Raw genomic sequence first — 16,701 nt, 5'->3', positions numbered from 1 at the left:
AAGGAAGCACGGTAACGTCATTAGGCACAAAGAGGCAAAAACGGCAGAATGGGGAGGCATGAATCAGGCGGCCTGCTCGGAAGCGTCTCCATGCCGGGCGGTTTCCCCGGCCAGACCACGCCGCAGCGTGGCATAGGCCTGATTGATGACTTTCAGCCGCTCCTCGGCATCACGGCTGCCTCCGTTGGCATCGGGATGATACCTCTTCGCCAGCTCCTTGTAGCGGCTTCTGATATCGTCCCAGGTCACAGGCCAGGGCAGGCTCATGATCATCAGCGGCTCCCGTAATTCTTTGGGGGGCCGCTCCTCCTCCGGTTTTTTACGGCGGGGGGCAGCAGCCGGGCCATCGCGTAGCACGCCCAGCGGATCACGCAACAAGTCTTCCGGCGCAACGGGAACACCGTTTTGGCCCAAAGGCCAGGTCGGCCGCTGCCATGCGGTATCAGCCCGCAGATGCGCCTCAATCTGCCCTGGGCTCATCCCCTTATAAAAATCCCATGACGCATTGTAGGCGCGCACATGCTCCAGACAGAACCACCAGTAATGACGCAGCTCGGTCCTTGATTTTGGTGCACGATAAGCGGCCGGCATGTCACAGCCAGCCATGTCACAGTCACGGGTCGGCGCGTCCGGATCGGGCGCGTAGGCCCTCGTTCGCGGAGCGCGTCTGGCCATCATATCCTCTTATGTGCAACGGGAGGCACGAAACGCAACCCGTTCTGTGGCAGTCCGATCAATATCACCTGAGACTCTTTCGCAGAACAGCAAAAAAAGCGATACTGACGGCATGATACAGAAACAAGCTCACCCTGAAGGCAGCCGTGCACAGCGGATCGAGGACGTTTTACGCGCCCGCTTTAACCCGGTTCATCTTGATGTGCAGGATGACAGCGCCCGCCACGCAGGCCATGCCGGACTTCGTCATCAGAGCCGAGGGCCGGCCAGCACGGGCGAAACACATTTCAACGTGACACTGATCTCTGAAGTTTTCCGCGGCATATCCCGCGTCCAGCGCTCCCGCACCGTGCACGAAGCGCTGGACTCCGAATTCGCAGGCGGCCTGCATGCCCTGGCCCTGACCCTGCGCACGCCGGAGGAACAGGCGGCAATTGATGCCGCCTGAGCTATCCGGCCGGATCAGGTCGTGATCTGACCAGGCAGGCTGGATGGGTCCGTCCCCACAAAGGTCAGCGTCGTCTGATCGGACAGGCTGAGTGTCACATAGCCCGGCTGGACATTCTTGACGATACTCGCGGCATCATAGCCTTGCAGCACCAGCGAATCCTGACCTGGATTGAAATCAAAGATGACCGCCGAGCCACCGGCCTGCCCTGCAATAACGGTGTAGACATCATGGCCGGAACCTCCGGCGATGCTCATGGTACCACTACCAATATAGATGGTATCATCACCGCTCCCCAGCATCGCGGTCGTGCTACCCGAGCCGCCCCAGATCATGTCATTTCCAGAGCCACCCCAGAATAGGGCGTTTCCGTTGGAAAGAAGCTGCGTGCCCGCACTGCCGCCCACAACGGTCGTTGCATTCCCACCGACAATCGTATCTGTGGCGCTATTGCTGCCGAAGACCAGCATATTGCCCGCCTCCCCGACAATATGATCGCCTGACTGCCCGACAATGGTGCTGCTGCCACTGCCTCCGATGATGCTGTCCGCCCCCTGCGCACCACCAAAAATCAGGGCCGCTCCGCTGCCGCCAAAAACAGCGTTCCCGCCTCCTCCGATCACCGTGGCGTTGCCTGCACCATTGACGATCACGCTCCCTGCACCACCAGCAGCGAACATGCCATCTCCCTCACCACCGAAAACAGTCATGGCGCCACCACCCCCGTAAATCTGGGATGCCTCCTTTCCTCCCACGAATGTGAGCTTACCAACCCCGCTGGCTGCAACCTTAACCGATGCCATGCCGGCACTGATCGTATCCACGCCTGCGCTCCAGACCGTGGCGCTCCCACTGGTCAGGGAAAGCGCATTCGCCGAACCCGCAACCATTGCAACGCCGCCCGTTCCCAGACCGGAAGCCGAGCTTACAGCAACGCTGGCACCGTCCAGAACCGTACCGCCACTATACGTATTATTACCCGACACGGTCACAGTCCCGGGAGCCTTCACTGTCAGAAGGCCATTACCAGAAATCGTACCATCCAGGGACATGTCTCCAGCCCCCTGCAAGGCTGCCGGACCTGTCAGGAGAATGGATTGGGAAGATTGAAAACCAGCCGGAACACTCATATTGCCGGACAGTGAGAAAACCGGCTCGAACGAGACCGATGATTGGGGCGAGTGACCATTGGCCCTTAATCCGAACAGTCCGTTTGCCTCATCATACAATACATCGAAGCCCGCCAAAGCATGAAGGCCGGTATTCACGAAGGGGCCATTTGATGATGGATTGCCTACGCTGACAAAAGAAGGCGCCACACCGGTGGTTGTACCGGTATTGAACGAATATTGAACAGCACCGTTGGATCCCAACATGGAAAGAGTAATGGTGCTGTTGGCAGGCAACCTGCTTGCCCCATCGTATTTGAGGAACATCTCATCCAGACCCGTATCGATCAGCAATGAGGACGCAGGGAGTGTTTTTCCGTTCACAGTAGCCGTCACCGGCGGCGCCAGCCAGTCGCCGGATTGTGATGCGGGAGCCAGTTTAATAAAAGCCCATCCACTGCCCGCATTTGCCTGATTCAGTCCGACAGTAAGACCATCCTGACTGATGATATAGCCACGCGTCATAGCCCCCGACTGCATCGGGGCAAGATTCATGAGAGCGCTGTAGGCAGACGTATAGTTTTGCTGCGTCGTCGAATCATAATCGAAGCGTAAACCCATCATATGCGCTTGACTATTATCAGATACGAGAACCTTGAACGTCGTCGTGAGTGGCTGTCCACTGCTATCGGTTGCATCGGCAAAAGCCAGGGTCAACGGCACGTAGTAGCCAGTAATACTGACATTATCGCTGCCATATGTGATGGAACCGGGCGGATAGGTCTGTAACTGCGCTTCCGTAAAGCCGGACAACGCAGCCTGAACCAGGCTCAGTGGCATGACAGTCGGGAAAGAGCCTGTATCGACCGTAAAAGTCGATGTCATGTTGTGGATCTCCTGCGACGACACCGTTGGCACAGGGGCCGCGGTTAATGCACCGTTGGCCGCCTGCCCGGCCAATCCGACGACCCAAACTCTGACATTCAGCGTGCCAGTTGCCGTAAACTGACTGAAATCCGGCGTGACATATGGGCTGTTTTTGGAATGGAAAAGCAGTGGTATCGTCACTGCTTCAGCAGAATCAGAATAAATATTCCAGCCTTGTGTTTCATTCGAAGAGGCAGACATCCGATTCTATTCCTGACTAATATAAGCAGATAATTTTATCCATATTATAAACTGCTTGATTAAAAATCAGCACAATAAATTGCAACAAATACAAAAAATATTTATATTGTTTATGAAGAGGATCGATCCAATTCTCCCAAAACAGGAGAAACATTAAATTTTTTAAATAATTCTATAACAGAAACTGCAATTTCATCCAATTGCCGGGGATCAGTGCCCTTTGCAACAATAGCGATGCCGTAAATACGCTTCTTTCCGTTTTCCTCTTTCTGGAACGGATAGCTTCCTATTTCCACATCCGGCCAACGCAGTTGCAAAGCCGCCAGATCAGCAGCAATAGTGCCCTCCGCGATGTTCCACGCATGAACGGTGCGAGACAAAACTGGTAACCCTGCGGGCAGACGCCTGACCAGATCCTGAAACATCGCCTGCATAACGGACGGGATACCGGCCATAACATGCACATTGCCAATGCTGAACCCCGGCGCGAGAGAGACCGGATTGGCAATCAGCGTCGCCCCTCTCGGCATTGTCGCCATACGCTGACGTGCGGCATTGAAGCCACCCGGCGGATAATGCGCCTCCATCAAGGCCCATGCTTCCGGATGAGGCTCCCACGGAACGCCGAAAGCCGCCGCCACACATTCGCTGGTGATGTCGTCATGAGTAGGGCCGATACCACCCGTGGTCAGCACATGGGCAAAACGGGCACGGGTTTCATTCACAGTGGCGATAATGGTTTCCCGCACATCCGGAATAACCCTGACCTCCCGCAGCGGCAATCCGTGCTCACCCAGGGCAAGGGCCAGAAACTGGATATTCCTGTCCTGCGTACGGCCCGAGAGAATCTCGTTACCGATCACCAGCAGACACGCGCCTTGCGCAGAAGATGTATGGCTCATGCAGCCAGAGTGAAGGCTCAGAGCAAATCCCGCAATATAGGGATGAGCGGTATATCAGCCGGCGGCATCGGGTAGCGGTCGAGCTGATCCGGCAGCACCCATGCCAGAGCCTGCTCCTCTCGTGGTCTCGGCACGCCCTGCCAGCGACGACATGCGTAAAGCGGCATCAAAAGATGAAATTTTTCATACGCATGGCTGGCAAAGGCCAGAGGTGCCAGACATCCGGCAGACGCATCCACCCCCAACTCCTCCCGCAATTCACGGATCAGGGCCTGTTCAGGGGTTTCTCCAGGCTCCACCTTGCCTCCGGGGAACTCCCACAGCCCCGCCATGCTGCGCCCTTCCGGACGACGGGCCAGCAGGATTTCTCCCTGAGCATTCACCAGCGCCGCCGCAACCACCAGCAGGACTGGCAGATTGGCAGACACCGTACCCGGCATTATATCCGGTTGCGGAGGGATTGCCTGTTCCCGCCCACGCGGCAGGCCCGCATCGGGTGCTCCGAACAGATCATCGCGCAGCGCCTCGAAATGAAGCACCGGCACCTCTCCGGCCCGGGAGCGAAAAGTTTTGACGCCCGCCCCGACTTCCCTGAAGCCAATCCGCTTCAGCACCGCGATCGAGGCCAGATTATCGCGGTCAGCCGTCGCTTCCAGCCGGTTGATCGGCAGATTGGCCATGGCCCAGCGACACAGCCTTCCGACCGCCTCGGTCGCCACCCCGTGACCCCAGAAACGCCGTCCGACCCAGTAGCCAATGGTCGCCGCCCGCCCAGCCTGCCGGAGGCTGCCACGCCCTTCCGGCAGCAGACGCAGGCCGACACCGCCGATCAGGGTCTCCTTGGGAGCTGGCTCATAACCTTCATGGCCGGTAATGCCGAGATGCCATGCCGTGCCATCCCGGATACCCCGCAAGGTGGAACCGATCCACTCATCGGCCAGACTGCGCGGATAAGGGAACGGAACCTCCGCCAGAGTGCGGCTGATTTCCCAGTCATTGATCAGCCGGTGCAAGGCCGGCGCATCCTCGGGGGAAAATGGGCGCAGAATAAGCCGCTCCGTACGGAGCGGCTTGAAGGCAGGCGTTTCGGATGAAGTCTGGCCTGATGCCGTACGGGCTATCTCCGCCCCGCTGCTCCGCGCCCGAAAGCTGAACGGAGGCCGTTCCGGCCGTGCTCCATCCGCCACCCTGTCAGCTCCTGTAGGAGCCGTTGATGTCGATGTAACCGTGCGTCAGATCACAGGTCCATGCAGTCGCCCGGCCTTTGCCGAGGCCAAGATCAACAGCGATATTGATTTCCCGGCCTTTCATATGGGCCACGACCGGCGCCTCATCATACCCGTCGATCACCCCACCATTGCGGGCCATCCACACACCGCCAACCGCAACCCCAAGCTTGTCGCGATCGGCCGGTTCACCCGCTTTGCCAACCGCCATCACAATGCGACCCCAGTTCGCATCCTCCCCGGCAACGGCCGTTTTCACCAGCGGGGAATTGGCGATGGACATGGCAATTTTCTCCGCCGAGCCATTGCTGACGGCACCTTCGACATCGATCCGGATCAGCTTCTGCGCACCCTCGCCATCCCGTACCACCTGAAGCGCAAGATCGAGCAAAACTTCAGACAAGGCACGCGCAAAATCACGCAGGACCGGACCGCCTGTTTCCGGGACGTCAGGATGATCAGCCTGACCGGTCGCGAATAGCAGCACCGTGTCGCTGGTGGAGGTATCGCTGTCCACCGTGATACGGTTGAAACTGGTTTTGACAGCCCTGCCCAACATGGACTGCAAAGCCGCCGCGGGAATGGCCGCATCCGTAAACACGAAGCACAGCATGGTCGCCATATCCGGGGCGATCATACCGCTGCCCTTGGCGATCCCCTGAATACGCACCGTCTTGCCACCGATCTTCGCGGTGCGGACCGATCCCTTGGGAAAGGTATCGGTGGTCATGATGCCACGCGCGGCATCATGCCATGCGTCCTCGGTCAGCGCGGCATGCAGGGCGGGAAGAGCGGAGACGATCCGCTCATAAGGCAGTTGCTCGCCAATGACGCCGGTGGAGGCCAGAAAGACCTCCCCCTCCGCACAGCCAAGCAACCTTGCAGCCGCTTCAGCGCTGTGACGGGTGGCTTCTTCCCCGGCCCGGCCAGTAAAGACGTTGGCGTTGCCGGCATTGACCAGCAAGCCCCGCGCACGACCGCCTTTCAGCGCCGCCCGGCACCAGCCGATCGGCGCGCCGGGACATTTGTTGCGGGTGAACACCCCTGCAACCGTCGTGCCCTCTGCCAACTCCACCATGACCAGATCGGTGCGGCCCTTATAGCGGATACCAGCTGCCGCCGCGCCGAGCCTGACACCCGGCAGAGGCGGCATCTCAGGCAGCGTGACGGCCAAAGGAGAAACCGGATGAGTCATGGCTCAGTGCTTCGCGGGAGCAGGAGCCGCAGGAGCAGCCTCTGGCTTCGGCACGGAACCGTCAGGGTTGAAGCGTTCAACCTTCGCACCCTTCATGGCATTCACGACCAGTTCTTTCACCCCGTCCTGAATCACCTGCTGACGGAGCTGATCACGCGCCTGCTCGAAGGTCTGGGCCGGAGCACGACGATGTTCCAGCGTCTGGATCACGTGCCAGCCGAACTGGGTATGCACCGGCGTGGGGGAGACCTGGTTATCCTTCAGCGCAAAGGCGGCCTTGCTGAATTCCGGCACCATATCGGCCTGCTTGAAGAAACCCAGATCGCCACCATTCGCGGCCCCCGGATCCTTGCTGCGCTCCTTGGCGATCTTGGCGAAATCGCCGCCCGCCTTCAGCTCGGCAATGATGCGCTTGGCCTCATCCTCGGTCGGAACCAGGATGTGGCGGGCATGGACTTCTTCCTCACCCGGCTTGCCAGCCAGTTCCTTGTCGAATTTCTTCCGCAGCGCCTCATCGGTCAGCAGCGGAGCGACATGCTCACGAATATAGTCGTTCTGAAGCGTCTGGTTGGCAGCCCGCTTCATATCGGCAGCGACATCCGGCTTCTTGTCCAGACCTTCCTTGCGGGCCGCCTGAACCAGCGCCTCACGCTGGAGCATCTGGTTCAGCAGGATCGGGTAGATGACCTGCGGCGGGGCCTGACGCATCTGCTCCGGCAGATTGCGGGCGGCATCCTCCAGATCCCCCAGATGAATGTCGGCGCCATTGACACGGCCGACGACTGTGCTCGGGGGCGGTGCCGCCTTCTGGGCGGAAGCTGCGTCATCAGCCTGCGCTGCCGTGACAGAAAGCCCGGCACTCCCGGCCAGCAGGGCGGCGGCCAGTAAAGTCCGACTCCGCGTGCTGCTGAAGCAACGGGACACCGTAGGATAAAAAGTCATGGACGTTCCTTGGTTCTTGACGGGCGGCAGGGGTATCGCCTCTCGGCCACACCCCGCAAGCTTGCGGCAGGATCATGACGAATGCCGCGCCTTCACTCAAGCGGGGGGATGGGAGAAACCATGCAAGATAACCGTACCATCACGCTTCGGGAGGCTGTTTTGCACTTTATCCCGCCCCCCGGCAGGGCCGCTGCGTTGACCCGGCCCGCGACGGGTCCTATCTGAAGCGGCTGATGATGGGTCTGTCAGGCTCACCATCCACTGGCTATCACTCCGTGCCGGGCTCCGGGCCGGCGGGGAATCCTCATCCGGAAAGCACTTCGATGTTCGCGAGACTCGTCCGCTCCATCTTCGGCTCCAGCAATGATCGCTCCCTGCGCGGGTATCAGCGGCGGGTGCAGCAGATCAATGCCCTGGAACCCGAGTTCGCCGCGCTGACGGATGCAGAACTACAGGCCCGCACCATCCTGCTGAAACAGAAGCTCGCGGATGGCGCCACGCTGGACAGCATCCTCCCCGAAGCCTTCGCCACAGTGCGGGAGGCGTCGAAACGTGTTTTCGGCATGCGTCATTTCGACGTCCAGCTGATCGGCGGTATGGTGCTTCATGACGGCAAGATCGCCGAAATGCGGACCGGCGAAGGCAAGACGCTGGTGGCCACCCTGCCTGTCTACCTCAACGCCCTGACCGGAAAGGGCGTGCATGTGGTGACGGTGAACGACTACCTCGCCCGCCGCGATGCGGAAACAATGGGGCAGTTGTACAGCTTCCTCGGCCTGTCTACCGGCATCGTGGTGCATGGACAGGAAGAGCATGAACGCCGTGCCGCTTACCATGCCGACATCACTTACGGCACCAATAACGAATTCGGGTTCGATTACCTGCGCGACAACATGAAGTACCGGCTGGAGGATATGGTCCAGCGCGACTTCACCTATGCCATTGTCGACGAGGTCGACAGTATCCTGATCGATGAGGCCCGTACCCCGCTGATCATCTCCGGCCCGGCGGAAGACAGTTCCGACCTCTATCGCTCGGTCGATGCAGTGGTCAGGGAACTGGTAAAAGACCCGGCCACTTTCGAAAAAGATGAAAAGCAGCGCAGCGTACACCTGACCGAAGCCGGATCGGAAAAGGTCGAGGAAATGCTGCATGCAAGCGGCATTCTGACCGACGGAAATCTTTACGACACCTTCAACATCACCGTGCTGCACCATGTGCAGCAGTCACTGCGGGCCCATACCCTGTTCGAACGGAACGTCGAATATATTGTCCGCGACGACAAAGTGATCATCATCGACGAATTCACCGGCCGCATGATGGATGGCCGCCGCTACTCCGAAGGGTTGCACCAGGCGCTGGAAGCCAAGGAACATGTGACCGTCCAGCAGGAAAACCAGACGCTGGCTTCCATCACCTTCCAGAACTACTTCCGCATGTATCCGAAACTGGCGGGCATGACCGGCACCGCCCTGACCGAAGCGGATGAATTCGCCGAGATCTACAAGCTCGACGTGCTGGCCGTTCCCACCAATCTGCCGGTCCAGCGCAAGGATGGCGATGACGAGGTTTATCGCACCGCCCGCGAGAAATATGAGGCCGTCGCCAATCTGATCGAGGAAATCCGCACACGCGGTCAGCCTGTGCTGGTCGGCACGACCTCCATCGAAAAGAGCGAAGTGATCAAGCAGTTGCTGGATCAGAAGCGTATCCCGGCCGAATTGCTGAACGCCAAGCAGCACGAGCGTGAGGCCATCATCGTCGCCGAAGCCGGTGCGCCGGGCCGTGTCACCATCGCCACCAACATGGCCGGGCGCGGCACCGACATCAAACTCGGCGGCAATGCCGAGGCACGGATCCAGACCGAACTCGCCGATATGCCGGAAGGACCGGAACGCGACGCCGCGATCGCCCGGATCGAACAGGAAGTGCAGGAAGCGCATGAAGCCGTGCGCAAGGCTGGTGGCCTGTTCGTGATCGGCACGGAACGCCATGAAAGCCGCCGCATCGATAATCAGCTTCGTGGCCGCTCAGGCCGGCAGGGCGATCCGGGTGAATCCCGCTTTTTCCTGTCACTGGAAGATGATCTGATGCGCATCTTCGGCAGTGATCGCATGGGCGCGATGCTGCAACGTCTCGGCCTGAAGGATGGCGAGGCGATTATCCATCCCTGGATCAACAAGGCTCTGGAAAAAGCGCAGAAGAAAGTCGAAGCCCGCAACTTCGATATGCGCAAGAACGTGCTGAAATACGACGACGTGATGAATGACCAGCGCAAGGAGGTCTACGCCCAGCGCCGTGAATTCATGAACGCCGATGATGTGAGCGAGACCATCGCGGATATGCGGGAAGAGGTGATCGACGCCCTGATCACCCGCCATATCCCCGAGCGCGCCTTTCAGGAGCAATGGGATACAGCCGGTCTGGCCGCTGGCCTGCGTGAACTGTTGAATGCCGATATTCCTGTCGAGGAATGGGGGCGTGAGGAAGGCGTTGACGAGGCGGAAATGCGCCGCCGCGTTCAGGCTGCCGCCACAGAACTGATGGACGCGAAGGCCGCCCATGCCGGGGCCGAAGCCATGCGCTATATCGAAAAGGCCCTGTTGCTGCAAACGCTGGATCAGGTGTGGAAAGAACATCTGCTGCTGCTTGATCAGCTTCGTCAGGGCATCGGTCTGCGCGCCTATGGCCAGCGCGATCCGCTCAATGAATACAAGAGCGAGGCTTTTTCTCTGTTCAATGCGATGCTGGATGAGCTGAAGCAACGCGTCACCGCTATTCTGGCGCAGGTGGAATTCGGCGCACCACCCCCGGCCAGCGCCGATCCCTTTGTCAGCGGCGCCAGCCAATTCGTGGAAAGCCATCCCGAACCCGTCAGCATCCGTATGGCTGTCGGCCCGAACGGGGAGGATATTCCCCTGCCTCCCCCTCCGCCTGCGATGTTTTCCGCCGCCTATGCAGATGTAGAGGGGATTGATTTCAATGATCCCTCCACATGGATCAATGTTCCCCGCAATGCCCCCTGCCCGTGCGGTTCCGGGCAGAAATACAAGCACTGCCATGGAAGGCTTGGCTGAAACGCCAATTTTTCTGAGCAGGAAATGAAAAACGGGGCATTCACTGCCCCGTTTTTTGTTCTACCCTCACGTTGCCTGTTCAGAAACGCGTGTAGATAAAAGCCTCCAGCACATAGGCATTACCACCGACAACTGGCTGGTTACCGGTTGCAGGCTGATAGCTCGCGACATTGGCAAGGCCATTACGGCCGGGAAATGCAACACCTGCCAGCATGGCACCGGAGATAGTTGGGCTATACTGATAGTTGACAGAGACATCCACCTCATCGCTGTACTTGTTACTGCCGGTATTCAGGCCATATTGCGAGGGGTGATTCATGAGAACGTTATAATAGATGATGTTAAAAGCCGTCTTGTCATCATGCTTGAAAACATGAAAAGGCGGATTAAGGGTGATACCTACCTGATTAACATCATATCCTGAATATCCCATCAGATATTCGCCAACGACCTCGCCCGAAAAATATCCGCCATACAATTTGCGGGAGCCATTATAGAGAAACAGCGGATCATAGGAGTGCTTGACCGTTCCTTTGGGATTATTCTCACCGCTGTAGGTGGTACGGCGATAATAGACAGAGGGCGCCCATGGAAGATTAGAAAAACTGTAGCCTGGCTCTATATAATAAGCATACGCATCAACGCTTTGGTACCCTTGGCTGGCATTGCTGTTCTGCTGACCGACATATTGGCCATAGAGCGTAAAGTTCTTTCTGATTCCCAATGCCTTGATGGGAACGAACGAGCCACCGAAGCTGAGCGAATAAACATTCATGCCGTCGCGACTGGCGCGGCTGGTGTAATCATAGGTGCTGGATCTGTCGGAGTCATAAATATTGAAGTAAGTCAGCGTCACATATGCCTCGCGATTGGCATAGGTTGGTGCACCGTCAAGGCCCGGCTTGCTGCGGAACAGCGTGACATCGAAGCCCGCAAAACGGCTTCTGGGCCGATCAAAACCATATGTCAGGCCCGCATCGGAATTGACTTCCAGCGCGAAGATATCGGCGCGCACGGGATGCCCATCAAACTTGATCACCCCCGGACCTGAGAACGCCATGCGGGGCGCATACCACCATGCCGCACGCCCGCCTGTATTGTACGTTCCGCGACCAACGAGAAAGCCATCGTCGATTTTGAAAACCTGCCTCCCGCCCTGAATGGCGATTACATCCTTGCCACCACCAGAAGCAAGATTGGTTTCAAATCCCAGATAGGCTTCCTCCAGTCCCATGTAGAAAGGCTCATGCCCGGTCTGCGAAAATTGTTCAAAATCGCCATGCCCGACCGTTTTGGTGCCGATGGCATTGACCGATCCATACAAGGTTCCGATATCGAATTTATGTGATATCATCACCCCCGGTTTGAAATATAGCTCGGCCGTCACCGGGCCACGATTGGCAACCGGACGACCATCATGATAGACAATTGACCCTGCACCAAAGTTGATATTGGCGCCATTCATGATGACGCTGCCCAGTTCTATAAAAGCCTGAACGCGGGTACCGTGCGAATCATACAGAACCTGATCAGCCCAACCTGTCATCGGTGCAAAAACAGCCGCCATACCACAGACCAGGCCGCTGGAAGCCCAAACACGATCGTATATCGAATGTATCGATACACTCTTCAATAGAGTCCACATAGTGCACGTTTCCCAGCGCATCGCTCGGCGGTGAAGCCAGCTAAACTCACCCACTCACGGCCGTGCGTTGACTTTTCCCCTGCCCAACTTCGGCGGCTCTCTTAAAGCGAGAGTCTGTTTCGCCGTTGATGCCACTTCGTTTTTCAGCATAGCCGATATTTTATTCTGGCATCGATTGATGGATGTAACCTTAGAAAAGCATCCACGAGCTTGGATAAAAACGACAGAGATGATGAACAAACTAAACAATTGTATCAAACAATTGCTTGTTTTATTTATATTGAATGATCATTCAATATAATTTGCTTGGATTAATATCTACCAACCAAGGTTGATTGATAATCATCATCAAAAAGCAAATACAACACAGTCTATTTCATATTATACAATAAAGTATTTGAAGAAATATATTATAGTTCTCTGCGTAAATAAGGATCATCTTTTACTAAAAGATACTTTATATATCGTTATTAAATTTAAAAAGTGACTTTTAATTATAAATATGAACTGTATCCTGATCCACCCTGAAATACTGTATCGTCCTTTTGCTCGCCCGCGCCGGCAGAGCAACCTTATGTCATGATACTGTCTGTATGACAGGGACACCTGTTACTTGCCAGTCCGCATTCGTTCGGAAACTGCATGGTAAGCAGCCAGGTCATTCACCCGCAAGGTAAGAAGCAGCAATCAATTCCACGCAACAAAGCCTCACCTCTGCTCTCATAAAGCCTTCTTAAAGCATTATTTAAAATTGTTCCTGCCTCATAACCATCTGCAAAAATATGTGGCAATTGAATAACTTATCGCCTGCAAAATGATTTCCGTCATTTTATGCGATTGATGTCGCATTTTACGCAATTGACCGCACCCTGATGTCTTTCAAAAAACGGACAAAGGAGGGAACGGCCCATGAAAATATCAAAAAGTCTTTCAGGCTATGCTGCGGTTTTTGTCTGCCTTGCGCCGCAGCTTGCCTTTGCCCAGTCAGCGTCTTCAAAGGCTGTGCGCCCTGCGTCATCCGGTTTGCAGGACACGACAGACGCCAGCACCGTTACGCTTCCCGAACTTGATGTGATCGGCAGCACCCCCTTGCTTGGATCCGGGATCGACAAAAACAAAGTCCCGGCCGAATCAACAGTGCTGGATTCGAAAGACATCGCCTTACGCGGTGCGCCGAACATGCTCCGGGCACTGAACCAGCAAGTCGCCGGCGTCAATCTGGTCGACTCTTCAGGCAATCAGCAGCAGCCTGCACTGCTCTATCATGGTTTTACCGCCTCACCTTTGCAGGGAACGGAACAGGGGCTGGCTATTTACCTCAACGGTGTGCGCTTCAATCAGGCATTCGGCGATACCGTGAATTGGGATCTGATACCCAGTCTGGCGATCGACACACTTAATCTCGAAGGATCGAACCCGGCTTTCGGTCTGAACGCCATCGGCGGTGCCTTGAGTGTCAAAATGAAAAACGGCTTTACCTATCAGGGTGGAGAAATCGACCTGTATGGTGGCTCATTCGGACGGATGGGGGCCAATCTTCAATACGGCAAGCGGGTTGGTAACGTTTCTACCTACCTTGCCGGTAGTGTGCTGCATCAGGATGGCTGGCGTGATCAGCAATCAACCGACATCCAGAATTTCTATGGCGATGTCGGCGTTCGCAACGACCGTGCCGAGGTTCATTTCAACCTCAACATGGCCAATTCGGTTCTGAACGGTCCGGGAACTTCCCCGGTCCAGTTGCTTCAGGTTGATCCAGCGGCCCAGTTCACGGCGCCGAACCAGATTTCCAACCGCTATATCCTTGCCACTGTGAACGGCAATATTGAAGTCGGTCGCAACACATCCATCCAGGGCAATGCCTACTATTCCTATTTTCAGCAGAGGGTGATGAACGGAAACTCACCCAACGATCTCCCCTGTAATGATGGCTCAGGGCTGATGTGTAATTCCAACACCGGCCTGCCCAGCACCACCCTTGGCGGTAACGCAATTCCAGCATATCTCGGAAATAATCAGTTCTCCTATTCGGAACTTGATGCCCAGACCACCAATACCAACAGCTATGGCGCCTCGGCGCAGGTAACCAATACCGATGATCTGTTCGGTCATCAGAACCATTTCGTAGCTGGTGGCAGTTATGACGGTGCCACCACCATGTTTGGCGGCTCCTCCTATCTCGGTGGCATTACCCCTGTCTCTCGTGACTTTATCGGGCCTGGTATCATGCTGGATGAGCCGGGGCAAAATGTTCCGGTACGCGTCGGCCTGACCAATAATTTCTTCGGTCTGTTCCTGACTGATACATTCGATCTGACGGATCGTCTGTCATTGACGGTTGCCGGGCGCTTCAACTCCGCCCAGATCGACATCAATCAGATTGGCGGCGGAGATGTGACGGGTAATCATGTCTATAACCGCTTCAATCCCTCAGCCGGCCTGACCTACAAGATCATGCCCTGGCTGACCTTCTACGGCAGCTATGCAGAAGCAAACCGGGCACCGACACAGGCAGAGCTCTCCTGCGTCAATCCGGCACAGTCCTGCAGTCTGGCGAACTTCTTTACCGGTGATCCGGACCTCAAGCAGGTCGTCGCCCATACCTGGGAATCCGGCCTGCGCGGCAGCACGCATCTGACGGCCGATGCAAAGCTGGGTTATAAACTCGGTCTGTTCCACACCAACGTCGATGACGACATTGCGTTCGTCAACAGCGTGACACTGGATCGCGGCTTTTTCCAGAATGTGGGGCAGACGCGGCGTCAGGGCGTCGATTTCCATGTCGATTACACCACCAAGCGCCTGATGGCCTACCTCAACTATTCCTATGTCGATGCGACCTACCAGAGCACCTTCATTGAGGATGGCGGCAGCAATCCTGTGACGGATGCAAATGGCAACATTACCGTCAATCCCGGCAACCGGATGCCTGGCGTGCCGCAGAATACCGTCAAGGTTGGCATTACGTACAGTATTACACCGAAATGGATCATCGGTGCGGTGGGTATCGGTCAGAGCGGAACCTATCTGTTCGGTGATCCGGCCAACACCAATGCGAAATTACCTGCATTCTTCGTTGTTAATCTGAACACGTCCTATCAGATTACACCGCATGTCCAATTGTTTGGCATGATTATGAACGTGACCAACCAGAAATATTATACCTACGGCACGTTCTCTCCGACTTCATCCGTCTACCTGTCACAGTCACCGAATGCGACCAACCCGCGTTCCTACAGCCCCGCTGCCCCGATCGGCGGCTTCGGCGGCCTGAAGATCACGTTCTGAAACAGATACGCCCGACCAGAGCATTCTCTGGTCGGGCGTATCAGATAACAATGGAAGCGCGATCAGTGCGTGACTGTATCGCGCCCCATCCGCAGGAATTTTTCGCGCCGCTTTGCCTTCAACGCCGCTGCTTCCAGCCCCAACAAAGGCTGCAACTGAGCAGCAATCGCCTCACCGGTCAGGGCAATCGCCTTGTCCGGTGCGCGATGCGCCCCACCCAGCGGCTCATGCACAACCTGATCGATCAGCCCGAATTTCAGCAGATCATCGGCGGTGATTTTCATGGTCTCCGCCGCGACCGAGGCCTGCGCCGCATCACGCCACAGGATCGAACCGCAGGCTTCCGGCGAAATCACCGAATACCAGGCGTGTTCCAGCATCAGCACCCGATCCGCCGAGGCCAGCGCAATCGCACCACCGGAACCACCTTCACCAATCACCGTCGCAATAACGGGGGAAGGACTGTCCAGCAGGGCTTCGACAGAGCGCGCAATGGCTTCCGCCTGACCGCGGGCTTCGGCATCCACACCGGGATAGGCACCCGCCGTATCCACGAATGTCAACACAGGCAGCCGGAAACGACCTGCCAGCTCCACCAGACGCCGCGCCTTGCGATAGCCTTCCGGTCGGGGGGAGCCGAAATTATGTTTGATCCGGGTTTCAAGATCGGTGCCTTTCTCCGTTCCCAGCACCATGACAGGATGGCCCTGAAAACGGCCCAGACCACCGATAATGGCAGCATCATCGGCAAAGGCCCGGTCGCCTGACAGCTCAGTATAGTCGCTGATCAGCGTGGTGATGTAATCCTTTGCCTTCGGACGCTCCGGGTGGCGGGCCACCTGCACCTTCTGCCAGGGCGTCAGCTTCGCATACGTTGTACGCAGCAGCTTGTCCGCCTTGTCGGTCAGCCGGGATACCTCATCGGCAATATTGATGCCGTCAGGCTCCGACATGCGGCGAAGCTCTTCGATCTTGCCCTCGAGCTCCGCAATCGGTTTTTCGAATTCAAGGAAATGCCGGGTCATGGCAGCGGCTTTAGCAGCCATACGGGCGGCGCGCTACCCAT

Annotated in this window: 11 protein-coding genes; 3 read left to right on the top strand and 8 right to left on the bottom strand. The window is 56.8% G+C overall.

Annotation, left to right across the window (positions count from 1 at the left end; all coding sequences use genetic code 11):
- Nucleotides 1-63: 63 nt before the first annotated feature.
- Nucleotides 64-678, bottom strand: a complete 615-nt coding sequence (locus GbCGDNIH8_RS03230; protein ID WP_072572067.1) for a J domain-containing protein — start codon at nucleotides 676-678, stop codon at nucleotides 64-66.
- Nucleotides 679-787: 109 nt separating this feature from the next.
- On the opposite strand from GbCGDNIH8_RS03230, the gene GbCGDNIH8_RS03225 reads away from it, so the two are divergent.
- A complete protein-coding gene (locus GbCGDNIH8_RS03225) occupies nucleotides 788-1,123 on the top strand; it encodes a BolA family protein (protein WP_072572066.1) in 336 nt (111 codons plus the stop codon).
- A 14-nt stretch (nucleotides 1,124-1,137) separates the two neighbouring features.
- Here the strand turns inward: GbCGDNIH8_RS03225 and GbCGDNIH8_RS03220 are convergent, their stop codons facing one another.
- The 5 genes from GbCGDNIH8_RS03220 to GbCGDNIH8_RS03200 all read right to left on the bottom strand — a co-directional run bounded on the left by GbCGDNIH8_RS03220 (nucleotide 1,138) and on the right by GbCGDNIH8_RS03200 (nucleotide 7,625).
- The gene (locus GbCGDNIH8_RS03220; protein ID WP_157692534.1) at nucleotides 1,138-3,117 is read right to left on the bottom strand and encodes an autotransporter outer membrane beta-barrel domain-containing protein; all 1,980 of its coding nucleotides are present in this window, start codon (nucleotides 3,115-3,117) and stop codon (nucleotides 1,138-1,140) included.
- 353 nt (nucleotides 3,118-3,470) lie between these two features.
- Nucleotides 3,471-4,262: a competence/damage-inducible protein A gene (locus GbCGDNIH8_RS03215; RefSeq protein WP_072572064.1), complete on the bottom strand. Its 792-nt coding sequence runs from the start codon at nucleotides 4,260-4,262 to the stop codon at nucleotides 3,471-3,473.
- Nucleotides 4,263-4,279: 17 nt separating this feature from the next.
- Nucleotides 4,280-5,449 carry a bifunctional GNAT family N-acetyltransferase/(deoxy)nucleoside triphosphate pyrophosphohydrolase gene (locus tag GbCGDNIH8_RS03210; RefSeq protein ID WP_081368810.1) on the bottom strand — a complete coding sequence of 390 codons (1,170 nt, stop codon included), beginning with the start codon at nucleotides 5,447-5,449 and terminating at the stop codon, nucleotides 4,280-4,282.
- Nucleotides 5,450-5,453: 4 nt separating this feature from the next.
- Complete coding sequence (argJ, locus tag GbCGDNIH8_RS03205) at nucleotides 5,454-6,683, bottom strand: bifunctional glutamate N-acetyltransferase/amino-acid acetyltransferase ArgJ (RefSeq protein WP_072572063.1); 1,230 nt, start codon at nucleotides 6,681-6,683, stop codon at nucleotides 5,454-5,456.
- A gap of 3 nt (nucleotides 6,684-6,686) precedes the next feature.
- Entirely contained in the window at nucleotides 6,687-7,625 is a 939-nt protein-coding gene (locus GbCGDNIH8_RS03200) for a peptidylprolyl isomerase (protein WP_072572062.1), read from the bottom strand.
- 323 nt (nucleotides 7,626-7,948) lie between these two features.
- Between GbCGDNIH8_RS03200 and secA the strand changes: the two genes are divergently transcribed.
- Nucleotides 7,949-10,702, top strand: coding sequence for a preprotein translocase subunit SecA (gene secA / locus GbCGDNIH8_RS03195; protein ID WP_072572061.1), 2,754 nt, complete (start codon nucleotides 7,949-7,951; stop codon nucleotides 10,700-10,702).
- 79 nt (nucleotides 10,703-10,781) lie between these two features.
- Here secA and GbCGDNIH8_RS03190 read toward each other — a convergent pair whose 3' ends face one another.
- Nucleotides 10,782-12,401, bottom strand: coding sequence for an alginate export family protein (locus GbCGDNIH8_RS03190; RefSeq protein ID WP_157692533.1), 1,620 nt, complete (start codon nucleotides 12,399-12,401; stop codon nucleotides 10,782-10,784).
- An 855-nt stretch (nucleotides 12,402-13,256) separates the two neighbouring features.
- On the opposite strand from GbCGDNIH8_RS03190, the gene GbCGDNIH8_RS03185 reads away from it, so the two are divergent.
- A complete protein-coding gene (locus GbCGDNIH8_RS03185; protein ID WP_072572059.1) occupies nucleotides 13,257-15,635 on the top strand; it encodes a TonB-dependent receptor family protein in 2,379 nt (792 codons plus the stop codon).
- Nucleotides 15,636-15,697: 62 nt separating this feature from the next.
- On the opposite strand, the gene GbCGDNIH8_RS03180 is transcribed toward GbCGDNIH8_RS03185, so the two are convergent.
- Nucleotides 15,698-16,660 (bottom strand): acetyl-CoA carboxylase carboxyltransferase subunit alpha, encoded by a 963-nt coding sequence (locus tag GbCGDNIH8_RS03180; RefSeq protein WP_038515417.1) that lies wholly within the window; start codon nucleotides 16,658-16,660, stop codon nucleotides 15,698-15,700.
- Nucleotides 16,661-16,701: the final 41 nt, after the last annotated feature.

Origin of the sequence: Granulibacter bethesdensis (assembly GCF_001889545.1) — a bacterium.
Lineage (GTDB): Bacteria > Pseudomonadota > Alphaproteobacteria > Acetobacterales > Acetobacteraceae > Granulibacter > Granulibacter bethesdensis_B.
Note: the sequence above shows the minus strand (reverse complement) of the source record. Positions and strands in the feature narration are given on the sequence as shown.